Annotated in this window: 14 protein-coding genes; 10 read left to right on the top strand and 4 right to left on the bottom strand. The window is 61.7% G+C overall.

Features of this window, described 5'->3' with window-relative positions; genetic code table 11:
• Window positions 1–53 precede the first annotated feature (53 nt).
• Window positions 54–1250 carry an MFS transporter gene (locus tag J3T95_RS03740; protein ID WP_267450421.1) on the top strand — a complete coding sequence of 399 codons (1197 nt, stop codon included), beginning with the start codon at window positions 54–56 and terminating at the stop codon, window positions 1248–1250.
• A gap of 222 nt (window positions 1251–1472) precedes the next feature.
• Here J3T95_RS03740 and J3T95_RS03735 read toward each other — a convergent pair whose 3' ends face one another.
• From J3T95_RS03735 to J3T95_RS03720, 4 genes are all read right to left on the bottom strand, one after another.
• Complete coding sequence (locus tag J3T95_RS03735) at window positions 1473–2996, bottom strand: glycoside hydrolase family 32 protein (RefSeq protein ID WP_267450420.1); 1524 nt, start codon at window positions 2994–2996, stop codon at window positions 1473–1475.
• A 50-nt stretch (window positions 2997–3046) separates the two neighbouring features.
• On the bottom strand, window positions 3047–4339 hold the full coding sequence (locus J3T95_RS03730; RefSeq protein ID WP_220237031.1) for an MFS transporter: 1293 nt from the start codon (window positions 4337–4339) through the stop codon (window positions 3047–3049).
• Window positions 4340–4603: 264 nt separating this feature from the next.
• A complete protein-coding gene (locus J3T95_RS03725) occupies window positions 4604–5677 on the bottom strand; it encodes a LacI family DNA-binding transcriptional regulator (protein WP_267450419.1) in 1074 nt (357 codons plus the stop codon).
• Window positions 5678–5735: 58 nt separating this feature from the next.
• Entirely contained in the window at window positions 5736–6071 is a 336-nt protein-coding gene (locus tag J3T95_RS03720; protein WP_267400713.1) for an MTH1187 family thiamine-binding protein, read from the bottom strand.
• Between the two features lie 196 nt (window positions 6072–6267).
• On the opposite strand from J3T95_RS03720, the gene J3T95_RS03715 reads away from it, so the two are divergent.
• The 9 genes from J3T95_RS03715 to dnaE all read left to right on the top strand — a co-directional run bounded on the left by J3T95_RS03715 (window position 6268) and on the right by dnaE (window position 17632).
• Complete coding sequence (locus tag J3T95_RS03715) at window positions 6268–7785, top strand: glycine--tRNA ligase (protein WP_220237034.1); 1518 nt, start codon at window positions 6268–6270, stop codon at window positions 7783–7785.
• A complete protein-coding gene (gene dusB / locus J3T95_RS03710) occupies window positions 7772–8950 on the top strand; it encodes a tRNA dihydrouridine synthase DusB (RefSeq protein ID WP_396019995.1) in 1179 nt (392 codons plus the stop codon). Before J3T95_RS03715 ends, dusB begins: the two co-directional genes overlap by 14 nt.
• Before the next feature lie 231 nt (window positions 8951–9181).
• Window positions 9182–10354, top strand: a complete 1173-nt coding sequence (ftsZ, locus tag J3T95_RS03705; protein WP_220237036.1) for a cell division protein FtsZ — start codon at window positions 9182–9184, stop codon at window positions 10352–10354.
• An 18-nt stretch (window positions 10355–10372) separates the two neighbouring features.
• Window positions 10373–10840, top strand: a complete 468-nt coding sequence (locus J3T95_RS03700; protein ID WP_029677902.1) for a cell division protein SepF — start codon at window positions 10373–10375, stop codon at window positions 10838–10840.
• 41 nt (window positions 10841–10881) lie between these two features.
• A complete protein-coding gene (locus J3T95_RS03695; RefSeq protein ID WP_220237037.1) occupies window positions 10882–11166 on the top strand; it encodes a YggT family protein in 285 nt (94 codons plus the stop codon).
• Window positions 11167–11257: 91 nt separating this feature from the next.
• On the top strand, window positions 11258–12553 hold the full coding sequence (locus J3T95_RS03690) for a DivIVA domain-containing protein (protein ID WP_267450418.1): 1296 nt from the start codon (window positions 11258–11260) through the stop codon (window positions 12551–12553).
• Between the two features lie 21 nt (window positions 12554–12574).
• Window positions 12575–13105, top strand: a complete 531-nt coding sequence (locus tag J3T95_RS03685; protein ID WP_267450417.1) for a signal peptidase II — start codon at window positions 12575–12577, stop codon at window positions 13103–13105.
• Window positions 13102–14031: an RluA family pseudouridine synthase gene (locus tag J3T95_RS03680; protein WP_267450416.1), complete on the top strand. Its 930-nt coding sequence runs from the start codon at window positions 13102–13104 to the stop codon at window positions 14029–14031. Before J3T95_RS03685 ends, J3T95_RS03680 begins: the two co-directional genes overlap by 4 nt.
• 43 nt (window positions 14032–14074) lie before the next feature.
• The gene (dnaE, locus tag J3T95_RS03675) at window positions 14075–17632 is read left to right on the top strand and encodes a DNA polymerase III subunit alpha (protein ID WP_267450415.1); all 3558 of its coding nucleotides are present in this window, start codon (window positions 14075–14077) and stop codon (window positions 17630–17632) included.
• Window positions 17633–17681 lie beyond the last annotated feature (49 nt).

Below are 17681 nucleotides of genomic sequence, written 5' to 3'. Positions count from 1 at the left end.
TGTGGATCGAATCGCCCAGCGGCGGTTGGCTTCGACTGAAGGATGACAGACCAATGGCAATCAAGCTATCTTCAAAAACGGCGAGCGGAACGCTGATCTTCTCTCTGATGGCCGGTTACTCGATCGTGTACATGGACAAGAACATGATCTCGACCGCCATCATCCCAATCTCTGAGCAGTTCCACCTTGACTCGGGGCAGACAGGCATCATCATGTCGGCCTTCTTCCTGGGCTATTCGCTCATGCAGATACCCAGCGGATGGCTGGCCGACCGGCTTGGGGCCAAGCGGGTGCTGATGGCCTCCATGATCATCATCGGTCTGTTCAGCTACCTATTTGGCCTGGCCAATGGTCTGGTCTTCTTCATCATCGTCCGGTTCTTCGCTGGCATGGGCCACGGCGGCTACCCGCCCTCCTGTTCCAAGTCGATTGCGGAGAACTTTCCCCAGGAACGGCGCACCTTCGTACAGTCGCTGATTCTGTCGACCTCGGGTATCGGCGGCATCATGGCTTTCATCTTGGGCGCCAACCTGGTCGCCATCAACTGGCATCTGGCATACGGCGTGCTGGGCACTCTCTATCTGATGGCCTTTGCCTGCATTCTGATCTTCGTGCCCTCCAAGCCCCGCCAGCCCGAGGTTGACCAGAAGTCCGGAGCCAAGGGGGCAGGGTTCCTCGAGATCCTGAAGAATCGGAACGTACTGGTCCTCTTCGCGGCCATGCTTCTGCTCAACATCCTCCTGTACGGCAATATCTCTTGGATGCCCACCTTCATAAGAAACACCTTCGGTCTCTCGATTGGTCAGGCGGGCATCCTGCTGGCGGTCAATGCGGTCTTCACGACCGTCGCCACCATCTATGCCGGTCGGTTGCTCTCGAAGCTCTTCCTAGGCAGGGAGAAGGTGGCCATCCTGGGCGCGGGGGTAATCAGTGCCGTCCTGGTCGTCTGCTTTGTCTTCTCGCGCAACATTTGGCTCTCCCTCCTGCTGCTGATTCTGGTCTCCTGCGTCTCCGTGGTCGCCTTCACCGGCATCTTCACCTGGCCGCACAAGATCATGGACCCGCACATTATCGGCTCCGCCATCGGCATCATCAATACCGGCGGCACCTTGGGCGGATTCCTGGCTCCCATGATCATCGGCTACCTGGTCAAGGCCGCCGGCGGCTCCTTCGTTGGAGCCTTCCTCTTCATGGGTGCGGCGGCCATCGCCTCCGGGCTGATGGCTCTGCTGGTCAAGGTCGGCGAGTAAAGCCCAGGCCGGATCGGTCTGATCAATGCCTTCCGGTTTCGAAGATCAGCCGTCTGTGACCATGGCAAGGAGTCACGGTCAAAGGACCGGCACTCCTTCAAGGATCTCCGATTTTTTGGTGCTGATTATGGATGCTTGAAAGTGTTGCCTGCAAGACGAAGGGCCCGCCTCCTGAGCGATTTCAGGCGGCGGGCCCTTCCCGTGACGACTAGGGGAGCAGGATCAGCGATCCGGCTGCTCCCAGATGGTGCCCAGTCTGGCGATCGAGAGGGAGTCGATCCGGGCCTTTCCCTCGCCGGATTCGGCGATCAGGCGGATGCCCCGCAGTCCTTCGGCGGGGAAGGAGTAGGATGACATGATCTCCAGCCCGTCGTTGACGACGACCTCGATCGAGCCCCTGTCCACGATGATGCGCAGCTTGAGCTTGCCCGAGGACTTGTCGACGGGAGCAGTGCGATAGCCCCGGTCCCCGTAGGTGTTGCAGTGGCGGTCGAGCACCACGCGGCTCAGCTGGTCGTCATAGCAGACAAGCGTATGATCGCCGGATTGTGTCCTGTGGATCTCCAGACCGATGCGTTCGGCTTGGGACTTGTTCAGATCGATCTCCATATTGATGTCAGCGGTCTGCGCGTCGTCCACCAGGTCCTGGCTGCCGTTGACCTCCAGCTCGATGGGACCGAAGTCCTGCTGGTCCCGGTCCAGGTTGGAGAACTCGCGTACTGGCAGGCAACGCAGATGATCACCGGCCAGGGTGACCTCGCGGGGTACGGTGAACTGGCCGCACCAGCCATCCTCCTGCATGGGGATGGGCTCGGTGAAGGGGCTCATCCAGCCGAAGACCAATCGGCGGCCGTCAGGGGCTTGGAAGGTCTGCGGCGCATAAAAGTTATGGCCGTCATCCCAAAGGTGGAATTCAGTCTCTTGATGGAAGTCGCCGCCGGGCTGCCAGCTGCCGATCACGTAGCCTGCGTTGTTGTGGTTGCGGGCTTCGAACCCATGGGGCTTCAGGCCCATGGCCGAGTAGCAGATCACCCACTTGTCCTTCAGGGGGAACATGTCGGGGCATTCCAGCATGAAGACCTCGGGGTCGGGGTGCTGATATATCACCTGGTCGAAGGTCCAGTGCTCCATGTCATTTGAGGTATACATCCAGATCTCGCCCCGATGGGCGGGGGTGCTGACTCCGAAAACCATGTACCAGAGCTCGCCCATCTTCCACACCTTGGGATCGCGGAAGTGCAGGATCTTGTCGTCGGGGCAGGGGATGACAAGCCCCTTCTTTTCGAAGTGGATGCCGTCGGAGGAGACAGCCATGCACTGCTCCTGGAGGTTGCCGTCATCATCGTTGACTCCATTGCGCCAGCGGTGACCGGTGTAGTAGACGGTCAGACGGCCGTCGTCGCCCACCACGGCCGATCCGGAGAAGACTCCGTCCTTCTCGACTTCGAGTGTGGGCGCCATTGCCAGGGGCTCGCGCCGCCAGGTGACCAGGTCGGCGCTGGACACATGCCCCCAGTGCATGTTTCCCCACACGCTCCCATAGGGGTTGAGCTGGAAGTAGGCATGATAGCGCCCCTTGTAGTAGCTCAGGCCGTTTGGGTCGTTGATCCATCCGGCCTTGGAGGCGATGTGGCACTGGGGATACCAGCGGTCGTTTCGGGTGGCGAAGAGCCGATCGATGCTCTTCTGGGCCTTGTCCAGCTGAGCGCTCATATCGGTGTTTTCCTTGGTTGCTGACTGGTTCATCCTTGAATCCTTTCGGGTTGGAGGGGTGCTGATTATGGTTGACGTGGGGATCAGCCTTGGGTCACGGCGGACTTCTGCGAATCCCTGATGAAGGGATCGCCGTCAACCTGCTGATCGTCGCGCTTGAGCACGAAGATGCCGTAAATCAGGGCGACCAGCACCACCAATGAAATGGTGTAGAAAGTGACCCGATCGCCGGCGCGATCGTGGAGCATGCCCAGCGGGATGGACAGGACTACCTGGCCGACCTGGGAGGCAATCTGGAAGCCCACCATGTAAAGGGTGGCGGACAGCTTGGGGTTGAAGTGCAGTGTGAAGTAGCGGAAGGCCGGCAGGCTGAAGAGCGGGACTTCGATGGAGTGGAAGAGCTTGACGATGGAGACCATGACCGGGTCGTGGAAGAAGCCGCACAGGCCAATTCTGGCGAACATGACCGTAGCGCCCAGCAGCAGGGAGTTGCGGACGCCGATCTTGCGCATGATGACGGGGACGACGCCCATCATGGCCGATTCCAGGAAGACCTGGAAGGAGTTGAGGATGCCGTAGACCTGGTTGCCCAACTGCGGCGTGGCAAAGAGGTTGGCGTAGTAAGTGGGAAACATCTGCTGGTCGAAGACTGTGTAGAAGGTGTTGGTGAAGATCATGAAGACGATCAGCAGCCAGAGGGCCGGCATGCCCAGTACGTGGAGCATGTCTCTCAGTGAAGGCTGGGATTTCTCGCCGTCAGGGGTCGATTCGCGGTGGATCTCTTCGCGCTGCTCGTCAGGGATCCAGAAGGCGTAGACCAGCAGCATGCACAGGCCGAAGACGGAACCCAGCCAGAAGTTGATCATGGGGTTGATATTGAAGACGAAGCCGGCGATCAGCGCCACGATGGCGTAGCCGAAGGAGCCCCAGGCACGGGACTGCCCGTATTCGAAGCCGAACTTGCGGGAGTAACGTTCGGTGATGGCTTCGATCAGTGAACAGCCGGACATGAAGCCAGCAGAGAGGACAATGGCGCCCAGCATGGCGCCCAGCATCATGTTGCTGCGCATAAGCGGCGCATAGATGAATTGGACGAAGGGCCCGACCAGGGCGGCAATGGCGGCGATGAATACGGCCAGACGGCGTTTGACGCCCAGCTCGTCCTGAATGACCCCGTAGACGAACATGATGATCAGGGTGGCCACGGAATTGATGGAGTATATGTTGCCAACCTGGGTGTTGGTCATGCCAAGTCCCGTCACCAGCCACCGCTGGTAGAAAGACCACCAGATGCCCCAGGCGCAGAAGAAGAAGAATATTCCGGTAGAGGATTCCAAATATGATGGATTCCTCCACGCCGATAATTTGGCGGCCATGCTGCCCCTCTTTCCTTGTCGTGCACCGCTTCCCCGCAGTGCCTCCCAGTCCGATGCACTTCCTGTGTGCAGAGCGGACCTGGTAGGTATAGTAAGCCGTCAATCGATTTACGTCAAACGATTGACTATTGTTGTGCCTTCCCATCGGACACGATGGGCAACTGGCAGGGGATGTTGACTGATTGGCGACTGGCGCCAAGCCAGCCAGAATCCGGCCTTGGCTCACCATCTTGCGACAGGGAAGGGGGAGGTGTGACTCTGGCTTTAGAGATTGGCCGGGACCGGGTCCGAGCCGGTGTCGAGGCGGGTGGAGCCCTTGCGAATAAGGGCGCAATGAATGCGCACTCCGCCAGCCTGATCAAGCGGCGGCAGGACGGCACGGGTTTTGGGCAGGGGCAGGGCAACGCGACGGGGATTGATTTGCACCAGCAGCCGTCGCACTGCCCAGAAGCCCATCTCGTAGTGAGGCAGTTCAACTGTAGTCAAGGGGGGTGCCGTGGTTTCAGCGACGACCTGGTGGTTGTCCACGCCCACCAGATTGAGGTCCCTGCCGATGACCAGATGGCGGGTTGCGGCGGCCTGGTAGAGGTAGAACGAACGTGAATCATTGAAGCAGAAGACCCCATCGGGGTGCTGTTCGTCCACCAGGTCGTCCGCCTGATCCATGGCATCCTGGTTGAATCCGACCAGTCGGATCAAGGTCTGGCTTGTAGGCAGGCCGGCTTCCTTGAGAGCTGTGTGATATCCGCGCATTCTGTCTTCTTGCGCCGGCAAATCCTGTGTGGTGCCCAGGTAGGCTACCCGATGGCAGCCTGATTCGATCAGGTGGCGGGTGGCATCGTAGCCAATCAGAAACTCGTCAGGGGCTATGCTCGGACAGCGGCTGGCCCGCTCCGTCGCGTTGACCACCACGGCGGGGCAGGAGCGCAGAGACTGTGGCAGGTCAACATCCTGGTCGTACATCTTGGCGAAGAGGAATCCGTCCACCCCATAGCGCTTCAGGGCCTGGATCTGCTCGGCTTCCCGGATGCCCCCATCGGTGGAGACAGTGAGAAGCACATAGCCACGCTCAGCGGCCGCATCCTGCGCACCCTGAATGATGGCGCCAGCGTAGGGCGTGGTGGCCACCTCTTCGCTGATGAAGCCCAGCATGCCGGTCTTGCTGGTGCGCAGCGACCGGGCCATGGGATTGGGCCGATAGCCTAAGGTCTTGGCTGTACTGCGCACCCTCCGTGCAGTCTCCGACTTGACTCTGCCCTCGTCATGGCCGTTGAGCACCAGAGAGACTGTGGAGACGGATACGCCTGTGCGTTCGGCGATCTGCTTCATCGTGATCATGGGCACACCTTAACTTGCTCAGGCGATTTCAGCCCGGCTGATCTTGAGTGGCAGGGTTTCAGCGGTTTTCCCCGCCTAGAATCCGGTTGACTCGCTCCACTTTCTCGTGAATCTGATCCCGCTTGCCGGGACGGATGTCCAGCCTGAGGCTGACGCCGGTCCGATACCCCTGTTCGGCCAGGACCCGTGCAGCTTCTTCTACGACCTCCATGACCCGATGCAGATCCCCCTCGACGACGGTGCTCATGGCATTGGTCTGGTTAGGCAGTCCCGAATCCCTGATGACCTTGATGACCTGGGCCACGTAGGTGGACAGCTCTTCACCCTGACCTGAGGGTGCGATCGTGACCTCGGCTACGGTATTCATGTAGGATGAATCGTTTATGTCGGGCATATCGGGAACCTTCCCACATCGATTGGTGTGTTCGTAGGCAGGATGCCCGGTGTCCCCTGCGGCCACCTGCGCGGCCTCCCGCACCTGTCTCGATGGTAGGCCTCTACGCTGACAGGTCACCAGCCGAAGGTATGCTGGAGGCCGGTCATCAGGTCGTATGCCCCCAGGAGGGGTTCCCAAGCAGAAGGTGTGATCAGTGGCAGTATCGAAACTGGATGAGGTCATCTCCCTGGCCAAGCGCCGGGGATTCGTCTTTCCCGCAGGGGAGATCTACGGCGGCACTCGCTCGGCCTGGGATTACGGACCCCTGGGCGTGGCCCTCAAGGACAACATCAAGCGTGAGTGGTGGCGGACCATGGTGGTCACCCGCGACGACGTGGTTGGCGTGGACACTTCGGTCATCCTGCCCACGGCGGTCTGGGAGGCCTCGGGCCACGTGTCCGTCTTCAATGACCCCCTGATCGAGTGCCTGAACTGCCACAAGCGGCACCGGGCCGACACCCTGGAGGAGGCCTACGTCGAGAAGCACGGCCACGATCCGGAAAATGGCCTCAAGGACATTCCCTGCCCGGACTGCGGCACCAAGGGACAGTGGACCGAGCCGCGCGATTTCAACATGATGCTGCAGACCCACCTGGGACCCGTCCAGGACGAGAAGAGCCTGCATTATCTGCGTCCCGAGACCGCCCAGGGCATTTTTGTGGACTTCAAGTCCGTCATGGCCTCCTCCCGCTCTAAGCCCCCCTTCGGCATCGCCAACATGGGCAAGAGCTTCCGCAACGAGATAACGCCCGGCAATTTCATCTTCCGTACCCGGGAGTTTGAGCAGATGGAGATGGAGTTCTTCGTTCACCCCGGCACCGACGAACAATGGCATCAGTACTGGATCGACGCCAGAACCCGCTGGTACGTGGATCTGGGCGTCAAGCCCGAGAACCTGCGCCACTACGAACACCCCAAAGAAAAGCTGGCCCACTATTCCAAGCGGACTGTGGATATTGAGTACCGGTTCGGCTTCCAGGGCTCCGAGTGGGGTGAGCTGGAGGGCGTGGCCAACCGCACCGACTACGACCTCAAGGCCCATGCCGAGCACTCGGGCGAGGATCTGAGCTACTACGACCAGGCCAGCGGGGAACGCTACATCCCCTACGTGATCGAGCCTGCGGCCGGTCTGACGCGCTCGCTGATGGCCTTCCTGGTGGATGCCTATGACGTGGACGAGGCTCCTAACACCAAGGGCGGGGTCGACCGGCGCACCGTGCTGCGTCTGGACCCGAGGCTGGCCCCGGTCAAGGCTGCCGTCCTGCCCCTGTCCAAGAAGCCCGATCTGCAGCGGATTGCCCATGACCTGGCCGCCGACCTGCGCCAGAACGAGTGGATGGTGGACTACGACGAGTCCGGCGCCATCGGACGCCGCTACCGTCGCCAAGACGAAATCGGCACCCCCCTGTGCATCACCGTGGACTTCGACACCCTGGACGACAAGGCGGTCACCATACGCAACCGCGACTCCATGCAGCAGGACCGCGTGGCCCTGGACCAAGTAGAGGACTATGTGCGCCGGGTCGTCGGCGAGCAGCGGGTGCGTTACCCCATGGGACCGTCCGGCTTGACCGGCGCGCGCGCCGCTGACGGCTACACGGACCTGTCCAGCGAGCCGGGAATGGATGAGAGCGAACCCATCAAGGTGGCCGAGGCCGGTGGCCGGTACTGAGGCTGATCGCCCGACCCCGAAGGTTGCTTCGGTGCAGCTGGGCCCGATAACCGTGCCTGTGCCGGTCATGCTTTCGCCCATGGCGGGCGTGACCAACTGGCCCTTCCGTCTGCTCTGCCGCGAGTACGGACCTGACGGACTGTATGTGGGGGAGATGGTGACGGCCCGGGCCTTGGTGGCGCGCAATCCCAAGGCATTCAGGCTCTGTCGCTTCGCCCCTCAGGAAAAGGTGCGCTCCCTGCAGCTGTACGGGGTAGACCCGCAGATTATGGAGCAGGCCACCCGGATGGTGGTCGATGCAGGGTGGGCCGATCATATCGACATGAACTTCGGCTGTCCGGTCCCCAAGGTCACCAGGCATGGCGGCGGGTCCGCCCTGCCCTGGAAGACTGACCTCTTTGCTGAACTGGTCCATCGTGTTGTCGCTGTCTGTTCGCCTGCCGGAATCCCCGTCACTGCAAAAATCCGGGTGGGCATCGATCACCAGCACGAGACCTTCATGGAGGCGGCCCACATCGCCCAGGAGGAAGGCTGCGCCGCCGTCACCCTGCACGCCAGAACTACAGCTGAATACTATGGCGGCCATGCCGACTGGGACCGGATCGCCGAGCTTGTCCAGGCCATAGACATCCCTGTCTTCGGCAACGGCGACATCTGGACCGCCGAGGATGCCCTGGACATGTTCGCTCAGACCGGCTGTGCAGGCGTGGCCATTGGCCGGGGCTGTCAGGGCCGTCCATGGCTCTTTGCCGACATAGCGGCAGCCTTGGCTGGCTCTCCGGAGCGGCAGGAGCCCACTTTGGGCCAGGTTGGGGCTATCGTGGCCCGCCATGCCCGACTCCTGGTCGAGTTCTACGACGGCGACGAGCGTATGGCGGTCCATGATATGCGCAAACACGTGGCTTGGTATTTGAAGGGCTTCGCCGTGGGCGGCCAGGTGCGCCGCGACTTCATGGCCTGCGAGAGCCTGGAGGATATGGACCGCTGCATCGCTGACCTGGACCAGGACATGCCCTATCCGCAGGCCGTGGCCGGCAAGCCTCGGGGTCGGGTTCGCTATGCCAAGAAGGTCCGCCTGCCCTATGGCTGGCTGGATTCTCGGACCACCACTCATCAGGAGCGCGAAACGCTCTTCGGCAACGACCCTATGGATGCCTCCTACTGAAGCTGGAAATATTCCCGTCACCAACCATGCGCATCCGGGTCTAGAATCAGGGTTTAGAATACGGACAGAACGGCGTGGAGGTTCTTTCGGAAGGCTGGGGCGGTTGGCTCTGACCTCCCGGACCCTAGGCCCACGGCCGTCAGGGAGGGTCGGAACGCCTGTGGGCAAATGCGTGTTGGCGTATATGACCTGCGCTAGAGTTGAGCGTAACGTGAGTGACGGGAGCATACTGTGAGCGAGATTGCCCAGAATGACAATTTCAATGACAAGACCAACATCAAGGTCGTTGGTGTTGGTGGAGCCGGTGGCAATGCTGTCAATCGCATGATTGCCGAAGGTCTGCAGAATGTCGAGTTTGTGGCCATCAATACCGATGCCAAGGATCTCCTGCGCTCAGAAGCCGATGTGAAGATCTCACTTTCTGATGCCAACAGCCGCGGCCTGGGAGCCGGAGCTGATCCGGAGAAGGGCGCCAAGGCTGCCCAGGACCATCAGTCCGACATTGAAGAGGTCCTCAAGGGCGCCGACATGGTCTTCGTCACTGCAGGGGAGGGCGGCGGCACAGGCACCGGTGCCAGCCCCCTGGTTGCGCGTGCAGCCCGTCAGCAAGGCGCGCTCACCATCGCCGTGGTCACCCGTCCCTTCACCTTTGAGGGGCCCAGGCGCTCTGCTTCCGCCGAATCGGGCATCGAGAACCTGCGCAAGGAGGTCGATGCCCTCATCGTTATCCCTAATGACCGGCTTCTGGACCTCTCGGATCGCACGGTCTCGGTCATGGATGCCTTCAAGACAGCCGACACGGCCCTGTTGGCCGGCGTTCAGGGCATCACCGACCTGATCACCATGAACTCCTACATTCACGTGGACTTCTCCGATGTCACCGCCATCTTGAAGGACGCCGGCACAGCCCTCTTCGGCATCGGCGCAGCCAGGGGCGAGGATCGAGCCACCCAGGCCGCCGAGATCGCCATCTCCTCTCCGCTCTTGGAGGAGAGCATCGAAGGTGCCCATGGGGCCCTGATCAACGTGGCCGGCCCCACCGACCTGAGCATGCAGGAGGCATCTGCAGCCGCCCAGCTGGTCCAGGATGCCATCCATCCCGAGGCGCAGATCATCTGGGGCCTGGCCCTGGACGACGCTTACGGGGACGAGGTGCGGGTCACGGTCATCGCAGCCGGATTCGATCCCACCCCAAAGAAAGATGAGACTCCGGCCCCTGCAGTGGACACGACCACCGCACCTGCGGCGGCCACTCCGGTCCAGGAGCCCCAGCAGCCACTGACGACCCCGTCTGTCCAGACGGAGTCCGATGAGACCTCCGAACACGATGTGGTGCCCCCTGCCTCCGGCGATGACGGCACCTCCGACCCGGGATATCTGGATATCCCTGACTTTCTGCGGTAATCAGGCGAAGGAGCAGGTATGGCAGGATTGATGAAGAACGCAATGTCCTTTTTCGGCATGTCGGATGTCGTGGATGACGATGACGACGATCTGGCCGACGATGACGAGGCCCGCGATGGCTTCGACACTGATCACTCTGTGACTCCTATGGCTCCGCAATCCACGTCCAGCAGCCAGGAAGCCGAATCCACGCCTTTCCAGAGCCGGATCAACCGCATCACCACCATCCATCCCAAGTCCTATGAGGATGCCCAGATGGTCGGCAGGGCCCTGCGGGATGGGGTGCCGGTGGTCCTCAACCTGACTGGCGTGTCCGAGTCGGTGGCCTACAGGATCGTCGATTTCTCAGCCGGCGTGGTCTTCGGGGTGCGTGGATCCATTGAGCGGGTCACCCCCAGGGTCTTCCTGCTCAGTCCTGCACAGGTCAACATCAAGGTGGAGGAGCCCGAATCAGGCTCTTCGGCCAAGGGGCTTTTCGCCCAGTGACCGACCCTCTGGCGGCCGTGTCCGCAGGAGCCTAAAGACGCATGCTTGTTCCTTTTATCCGATATCTGGTAGACATCTGCATTGAAACCTACCTGCTCATCCTATTCGTGCGGATGATTCTGGACTGGGTCATGGTTCTGTCGCCTCGCTGGTATCCCCGCGGCTTCCTGGCCTCGCTCATTCGGGTCATCTATGCCTTGACTGAGCCGCCCCTGCGCTGGCTGCGCCGGTACATTCCGCCCCTGCCCATGGGCAGGATCCAGCTCGACGTCTCCTTCATGGTGCTCTATGCCGCCCTGATTATCATCCAGGTGCTGCTGGGATAAAGGCAAGACCGCGGATACGGCAGACTCCGTGCTAGCATGCAGTAAGAGAACACAATCGGGCTGGTTGGCCTGAAGCGAGGTGGAGAAACATATGGCTCTATTGACGCCTAATGACATAAGGGAGCATACCTTCCAGACAGTGCGGTTCAAGGAAGGCTACGACGTCGACGAGGTTGACGACTTCCTGGATCAGGTCACCGACACGGTTGAAGCCTTGGGCAAGCAGGCCATGCAAGGCAACACCGCTTCCACCCAGTCCCTGGGTACCGACGTGGCCTCGCTGAACTCCAAGATCTCTGACCTGACGGCTCAGGTGGAATCCCTGCAGACAGAAAACCGGGATCTGAAGCAGGCCCAGGGTAATGCCGCCCAGCAGCCTGCCGTGGATGCCCAGACCAAGCGTCTCCTGGCCGAGTCCCAGAGTCAGGTCAAGACACTGGCCTCCCAGAACGACCAGCTCAAACGTCAGGTCGAGCAGCTCAACTCGCAGATCGACCAGCTGACTGCCCAGGCCGCCGCGGGCAACAACACCCAGGCGCTGACCAATCAGCTGACCGCCATGCAAAAGGAGCGCGACCAGGCCCGCCAGCAGGTCCAGGCTCTGACCAGCCAGCTCAATGCCTCCCAGCAGAGCATGGCCACGGTTCGCCAGCAGGTCGCCCAGGCCCAGAAGGCCTCTCAGGAACAGCAGCAACGCACCGAGCAGCTGAACAAGCAGCTGGAGGAGTCCCGCAAGCGCGAGGAGCAGCTGCGCCAGCAGGTCTCCAAGTCTGAGCCCCCCACCGAAACGGGCAGCTTGCAGCGGATTGCTGGTGCTGGCGCCGAGGCCAGCAGCGAGCCCGAGAGGGCCACTGCCATGCTCACCTTGGCCATGCAGCTGCACGACCAGTATGTAGACAAGGGCAAAGCCAACGCCTCTCAGCTGGTGGCTGAGGGCCATGCCCAGCATGACGACATCGTCAAGAAGGCGGAGGACTACTCCAAGAGGACCCGCGCCGAGGTGGACGAGTACTCCAAGCGAGTGCACTCCGAGGCTGATGGCTATTCGCAGCGTGTACGCTCCCAGGCTGACGAGTACTCGGTCAAGACCCGTTCCGATGCTGACGCTTATTCCAAGCGCCAGCACACCCAGGCCGACGAGTACGAAACCCAAGTGCAGACCCGGGCGCAGGAATATGACAAGAACACCCGCGACGGAGCGGACCGCTATGCAGCCGATGTCAAGAACAAGCTCATGGATCAGTCCAAGGTTCTTGAGGAGAACATCCAGGGGCTCAAGCAGTTCGAGGCGGGTTACCGCAGCAAGCTGACCGAGTTCCTCAACCAGCTGATCAACCAGATCTCGGACACCAGCAATTACCAGTCCATGGAGAAGAAGTCCGAATAGGCCCACTGATTCCATCCGGTAATGACCAAGAACACATACAAGAGACGGCTGCGCGGGCGCGTGGCCGTCTTCGTTGCTCTGGCGGCAGTGGCCATAGCCCTGGACCAGGTGACCAAGGCCCTGGCCGTGGCCCGGCTGGGCAACGGGATCAGAGTGGCTCTGCCTGGACCGTTGCGTGGGCTGCGTCTGGTGCGCAACCCCGGGGCTTCGCTTGGATTGGGGTCCGGGAGCACCTGGGTCATATCCCTTATTGCTCTGGCGGCCTGTCTGCTTATCATTGTTCTGGCTCTGCGCACCACCTCCATGGTCTGGACCCTGGTCCTCTCCCTGGCCTTTTCCGGGGCAGCAGGCAATTTGATCGACAGGGCGGCCTATGCTTCCGGTTTTCTTGACGGTGCCGTGGTCGACTTTCTGGACTACGGCTGGTCGGTGGGCAATGTGGCCGACGTGTATCTGACCCTGGCAGGCATGGCCGTAGTGGTGCTCATTATCTGCAATGTGCGGTTCAGCGACAGGGACAAGACGCCGGAACATGGGGGAGCGGCCAAGTGACCCGGCTTCTTCCCGCGCCTGATGCCTTGGTGGGTCGGCGCCTGGACATGGCCCTGTCCAAGATGCTGGGCCTGTCCAGAGCCAAGGCCAGCGATCTGGTGGCCCAGGGCCATGTGCGGATCATGGGCCGTCGGGTAAACAAGGCCACCACCCTCATGAGCGGTGATCTTATAGAGCTGGACGAGCCCGAGCCGGCCAAACAGGTTGAGCCGGTGGCCGAAGATATGCCCGTGGTCTACGAGGACGAGGACGTGGTCGTCGTCAACAAGCCGGTGGGGGTGGCAGCCCATCCCTCCATAGGCTGGACCGGCCCAACCGTTCTGGGCAGCCTCCTGCAGCGGGGCACCCACATCACCTCCATGGGGGCCCAGGGGCGTCAGGGCATCGTCTCCCGCCTGGACGCGGGCACCAGCGGCCTCATGCTGGTCTGCAAGTCCGACCTGGCCTACAAGGAGATGCGCCGGCAGTTCGCCCGGCATGAGGTGGTCAAGATCTACCACGCCCTGGTCCAGGGCAACCTGACCGAAAACAAGGCCACCATTGAGGCCCCCATCGGACGGGCACGCGTCTCGGACTTCCGATTCACGGTCACGCCTGCCGGCAAGGAGGCCATCACCCACTGGGATGTGTTGGAGCGCTTCGGCTCGGCCACCTTGGTCAGCGTCAATCTGGAGACTGGGCGCACCCATCAGATACGCGTGCACTTCTCCTCCATAGGCCACCCCCTGGTGGGCGACCACATGTATGGGGCCAACCCCGACCTGGCGGACAGGCTGGGCCTGAAGCGGCAGTGGCTGCATGCCGTGCGCCTGGAATTCCGCCATCCGCGCACCAAAATCTGGACCAAGGTGGTCTCCTCTTACCCGGCCGATCTGCGCCGCTCCCTGCAGATCGAGCGTCAGAGCGCCACTGGTATACGCAACTAGCGGACTCCGGCGATTCGGCCAGGATCCTGGGTAAGTTGGAGATATGTCCTCAACCCGGTCAGACTTTGTTCACCTTCACACCCACACCCACTATTCCACCTTGGACGGGGCCAGCAGGATCCCCGACCTGGTTGCCGAGGTGGGACGGCTGGGACAGCCGGCCGTAGCCATCACCGACCACGGCAATATGCACGGGGCCTACGAGCTCTGGCGGACGGCCGTGGATGCCGACATCAAGCCCATCATCGGCATCGAGGCCTACGTGACCCCTGAGACTGCCCGCCAGGACAAGAGCCGGGTCCACTGGGGAACCGACGAACAGCGTTCTGACGATGTCTCCGGCGGCGGCTTCATCACCCACATGACCCTCTGGGCCAGCGACGACATAGGCCTGGTCAACCTGATCAAGGCCTCCTCGGTGGCCAACCTGGAGGGCCTGGTGGGCAAGTGGCCCCGCATGGACAAGGATCTGCTGTCCACTTATCACCAGGGGGTCATCGCCACCACCGGCTGCCCATCCGGCATTGTCCAGACCAGACTGAGGCTGGGACAGTTCGACGAGGCCCTGAGGGCCGCTGGCGAGTTCCAGGACATCTTCGGCAAGGACAATTACTACGTGGAGCTGATGGACCACGGTCTGGAGATCGAACATCGGGTGACCAAGGATCTGCTGGAGATCGCGCGTCGTCTGGATGCACCCCTGGTGGCTACCAATGATTCGCACTATGTGCGCAAGGAGGATGCCTCGGCACAGGATGCCTTGCTCTGCATCAACTCGGGGTCCCGGCTGACCGACCCCGGCCGCTTCAAGTTCGATGGCAGCGGCTACTACATCCGCTCGGCCCAGGAGATGCGCGAGATCTTCAAGGAGTTCCCCGAAGCCTGCGACAACACCTTGGAGATTGCGGAACGCTGCAACGTCATGTTCGATGACCACGAGGACGGGGCCTTCATGCCCCGCTTCGACTGCCCGGAAGGCTGGGACGAGACCTCCCTCTTCCTGAAGAAGGTGGACGAGGGGCTGAAGAACCGCTACCCGGACGGGGTGCCCGAGGAGGTCTCCCACCAGGCTGACTACGAGTGCGGGGTCATCTGCCAGATGCAGTTCACAGGATACTTCCTGGTGGTGGCCGATTACATCAACTGGGCCAAGAACCACGGAATCATGGTGGGGCCGGGCCGTGGATCGGCGGCAGGATCCATGGTGGCCTATGCCATGGGCATCACCGAGCTGGACCCGCTCAAGCATGGGCTGATCTTTGAGCGCTTCCTCAACCCCGAGCGCGTCTCCCTGCCTGATATCGACGTGGACTTCGACCCCGAGGGGCGCATGAAGGTCCTAGACTATGTGGGCCGCAAGTACGGCTCCGACAAGGTGGCCCAGTGCGTGACCTACGGCACCATCAAGACCAAGCAGGCCTTGAAGGACTCAGCCAGGATCATGGACTACGAGTACTCCGTGGGCGACCAGGTCACCAAGGCCCTGCCGCCTACGGTCAACGGCAAGGACATGAGCCTCAAGGAGATCTTCGATCCCCAGTCCAAGCGCTACCCGGAGGCCAAGGAGTTCCGCGATTTGTACGAGTCCAACCCGGATGTCAAGCGGATCACCGAGGAGGCCAAGGGCATCGAGGGCATCATCCGCCAGACCGGCGTGCACGCCTGCGCCACCATCATGGCCTCCAATCCCATCACCAATACCTCACCGCTGATGGAGCGTACCGACGGCACGGTGACCACCACCTTCGAGTACCACACCTGCGAGACCCTGGGGCTGGTCAAGATGGACTTCCTGGGGCTGTCCAACCTGACGGTCATCAGGGATACGGTCACCAACATCGAGCGCAACGGCAAGGAGCCCATTAGCATCGAGAAGGTCCCCTTGGACGACAAGGAGACCTACCAACTGCTGTCCCGGGGGGATACCCTGGGCGTCTTCCAGCTCGATGGCGACGGCATGCGCTCCCTGCTGCGGATGCTTAAGCCCGACAACTTCAACGACATCTCCGCCCTGATCGCCCTCTATCGGCCGGGGCCCATGGATATGAACTCGCACATCAACTATGCCAAGCGCAAGAACGGGCTGCAGAAGATCGAGCCCATCCACCCCGAGGTGGCCAAGCCCCTGGCGGGCGTGCTGGACGAAACCTACGGCCTGATCGTCTACCAGGAGCAGGTCCAGTCCGCAGCCCGAATTCTGGCCGGCTACTCCCTGGGCCGAGCCGATGTGCTGCGAAGGGCCATGGGCAAGAAGAAGCCCGACGTCCTGGCCAAGGAGCAGGTGCCCTTCTTCGAGGGCATGAAGGCGCACGGCTACTCCCAGGAGGCCGCCCAGGCGGTCTGGGATGTCCTGGTGCCCTTCTCCGGCTACGCATTCAACAAGGCGCACTCGGCCGCCTACGCCCTGATCGCATACTGGACCGCCTACCTGAAGACCCACTATCCGGTGGAATTCATGGCCGCCCTGCTGCAGAACGAGCGGACCAACAAGGACAAGACCGCCCTCTACCTCGGCGAGGCCAGAAGGATGGGCATCCGCATTCTGCCGCCTGACATCAACGAGTCCGTGGCCGAGTATTCCGCTGTCGGCGACGTGGTTCGCTTCGGTCTGGGGGCCATCCGCAATGTGGGCGACAAGGCGGTTGCGGACATCGTCAAGGAGCGCCAGGGACCTCGGGGCAAGTATGTCAATTTCATGGACTTCGTCAAGCGGGTGCCCATGGAGGTGCTCAACAAGCGAACCGTGGAATCCCTGATCAAAGGCGGTGCCTTCGATGGCATCGACCCCAACCGAAGGGCTCTTTTCCAGATCCACGACGAGGCCGTCGACCAGGTCATGCCCATCAAACGCAAGCAGGCCGAGGGCCAGTTCGACCTCTTCGCCGATGCCGATGACGGCGCGCCCCAGCAGGACGCATTGGGCGACGCCCAGGTGACTGTGCCCGACATCGACGAGTGGGACAAGTCAACCAAGCTCAACTTCGAGCGGCAGATGCTGGGTCTGTATGTGTCTGACCACCCGCTGAGCGGCATGACCTCGATTCTGGCCGGCATGCGCGACATGTCCATCGCCCAGCTGCTCAACCGGTCCAAGGGCATGGACGGCAAGGCGGTGACCCTGGCTGGGCTGGTCACTGCCGTGGACCGCAGGGTCTCCAAGAAGGGCAACCCTTGGGCCATCGTAACCATCGAAGACCTGGAGAGCTCCATTCAGTGCATGTTCTTCGGCAAGGTCTATGACGCCCACTCCGACGACCTGGCCCTGGACTCGGTCATCCGGGTGAAAGGGGTGGTCGAGCTGCGTGACGAGGTCACCAACATCCGAGTCAACGATATGGAGGTGCCTGTCCTGGAGTCGGCGGACGAGCGGCCATTGACCATCACCCTGCCCAGGCAGGCCCTGGATCGGGGGCACATGGAGCGGTTGGCCCGGATACTCAAGTCCCACCCCGGCTACTGCCTGGTCCGCCTGGCCGTCACCGACGACCGGGGCAACGTCCGTCTGCTGACCTTTGGCGACGGATTCCGCACCAGGCACGACACCTCCATGATGGCCGAGATCAAGTCGGTGTTCGGACCCTCCTGCCTGCCGTCGGCCTAGGACGGGCCCGGAACCGTCTCACCATTCGGGACGGTAGTGATTCGCTGGC

Source organism: Bifidobacterium sp. B4079 (assembly GCF_026537385.1).
In the GTDB taxonomy this organism is placed as follows: domain Bacteria; phylum Actinomycetota; class Actinomycetes; order Actinomycetales; family Bifidobacteriaceae; genus Bombiscardovia; species Bombiscardovia asteroides_I.
Note: the sequence above shows the minus strand (reverse complement) of the source record. Positions and strands in the feature narration are given on the sequence as shown.

Excerpts from the sequence above, each read along its gene's own strand:
- J3T95_RS03740 (WP_267450421.1), top strand. The coding sequence starts at position 54 with ATGGCAATCAAGCTATCTTCAAAAACGGCGAGCGGAACGCTGATCTTC.
- J3T95_RS03735 (WP_267450420.1), bottom strand. The coding sequence starts at position 2,996 with ATGAACCAGTCAGCAACCAAGGAAAACACCGATATGAGCGCTCAGCTG.
- J3T95_RS03730 (WP_220237031.1), bottom strand. The coding sequence starts at position 4,339 with ATGGCCGCCAAATTATCGGCGTGGAGGAATCCATCATATTTGGAATCC.
- J3T95_RS03725 (WP_267450419.1), bottom strand. The coding sequence starts at position 5,677 with ATGATCACGATGAAGCAGATCGCCGAACGCACAGGCGTATCCGTCTCC.
- J3T95_RS03720 (WP_267400713.1), bottom strand. The coding sequence starts at position 6,071 with ATGCCCGACATAAACGATTCATCCTACATGAATACCGTAGCCGAGGTC.
- J3T95_RS03700 (WP_029677902.1), top strand. The coding sequence starts at position 10,373 with ATGGCAGGATTGATGAAGAACGCAATGTCCTTTTTCGGCATGTCGGAT.
- J3T95_RS03695 (WP_220237037.1), top strand. The coding sequence starts at position 10,882 with ATGCTTGTTCCTTTTATCCGATATCTGGTAGACATCTGCATTGAAACC.
- J3T95_RS03690 (WP_267450418.1), top strand. The coding sequence starts at position 11,258 with ATGGCTCTATTGACGCCTAATGACATAAGGGAGCATACCTTCCAGACA.
- J3T95_RS03685 (WP_267450417.1), top strand. The coding sequence starts at position 12,575 with ATGACCAAGAACACATACAAGAGACGGCTGCGCGGGCGCGTGGCCGTC.
- dnaE (WP_267450415.1), top strand. The coding sequence starts at position 14,075 with ATGTCCTCAACCCGGTCAGACTTTGTTCACCTTCACACCCACACCCAC.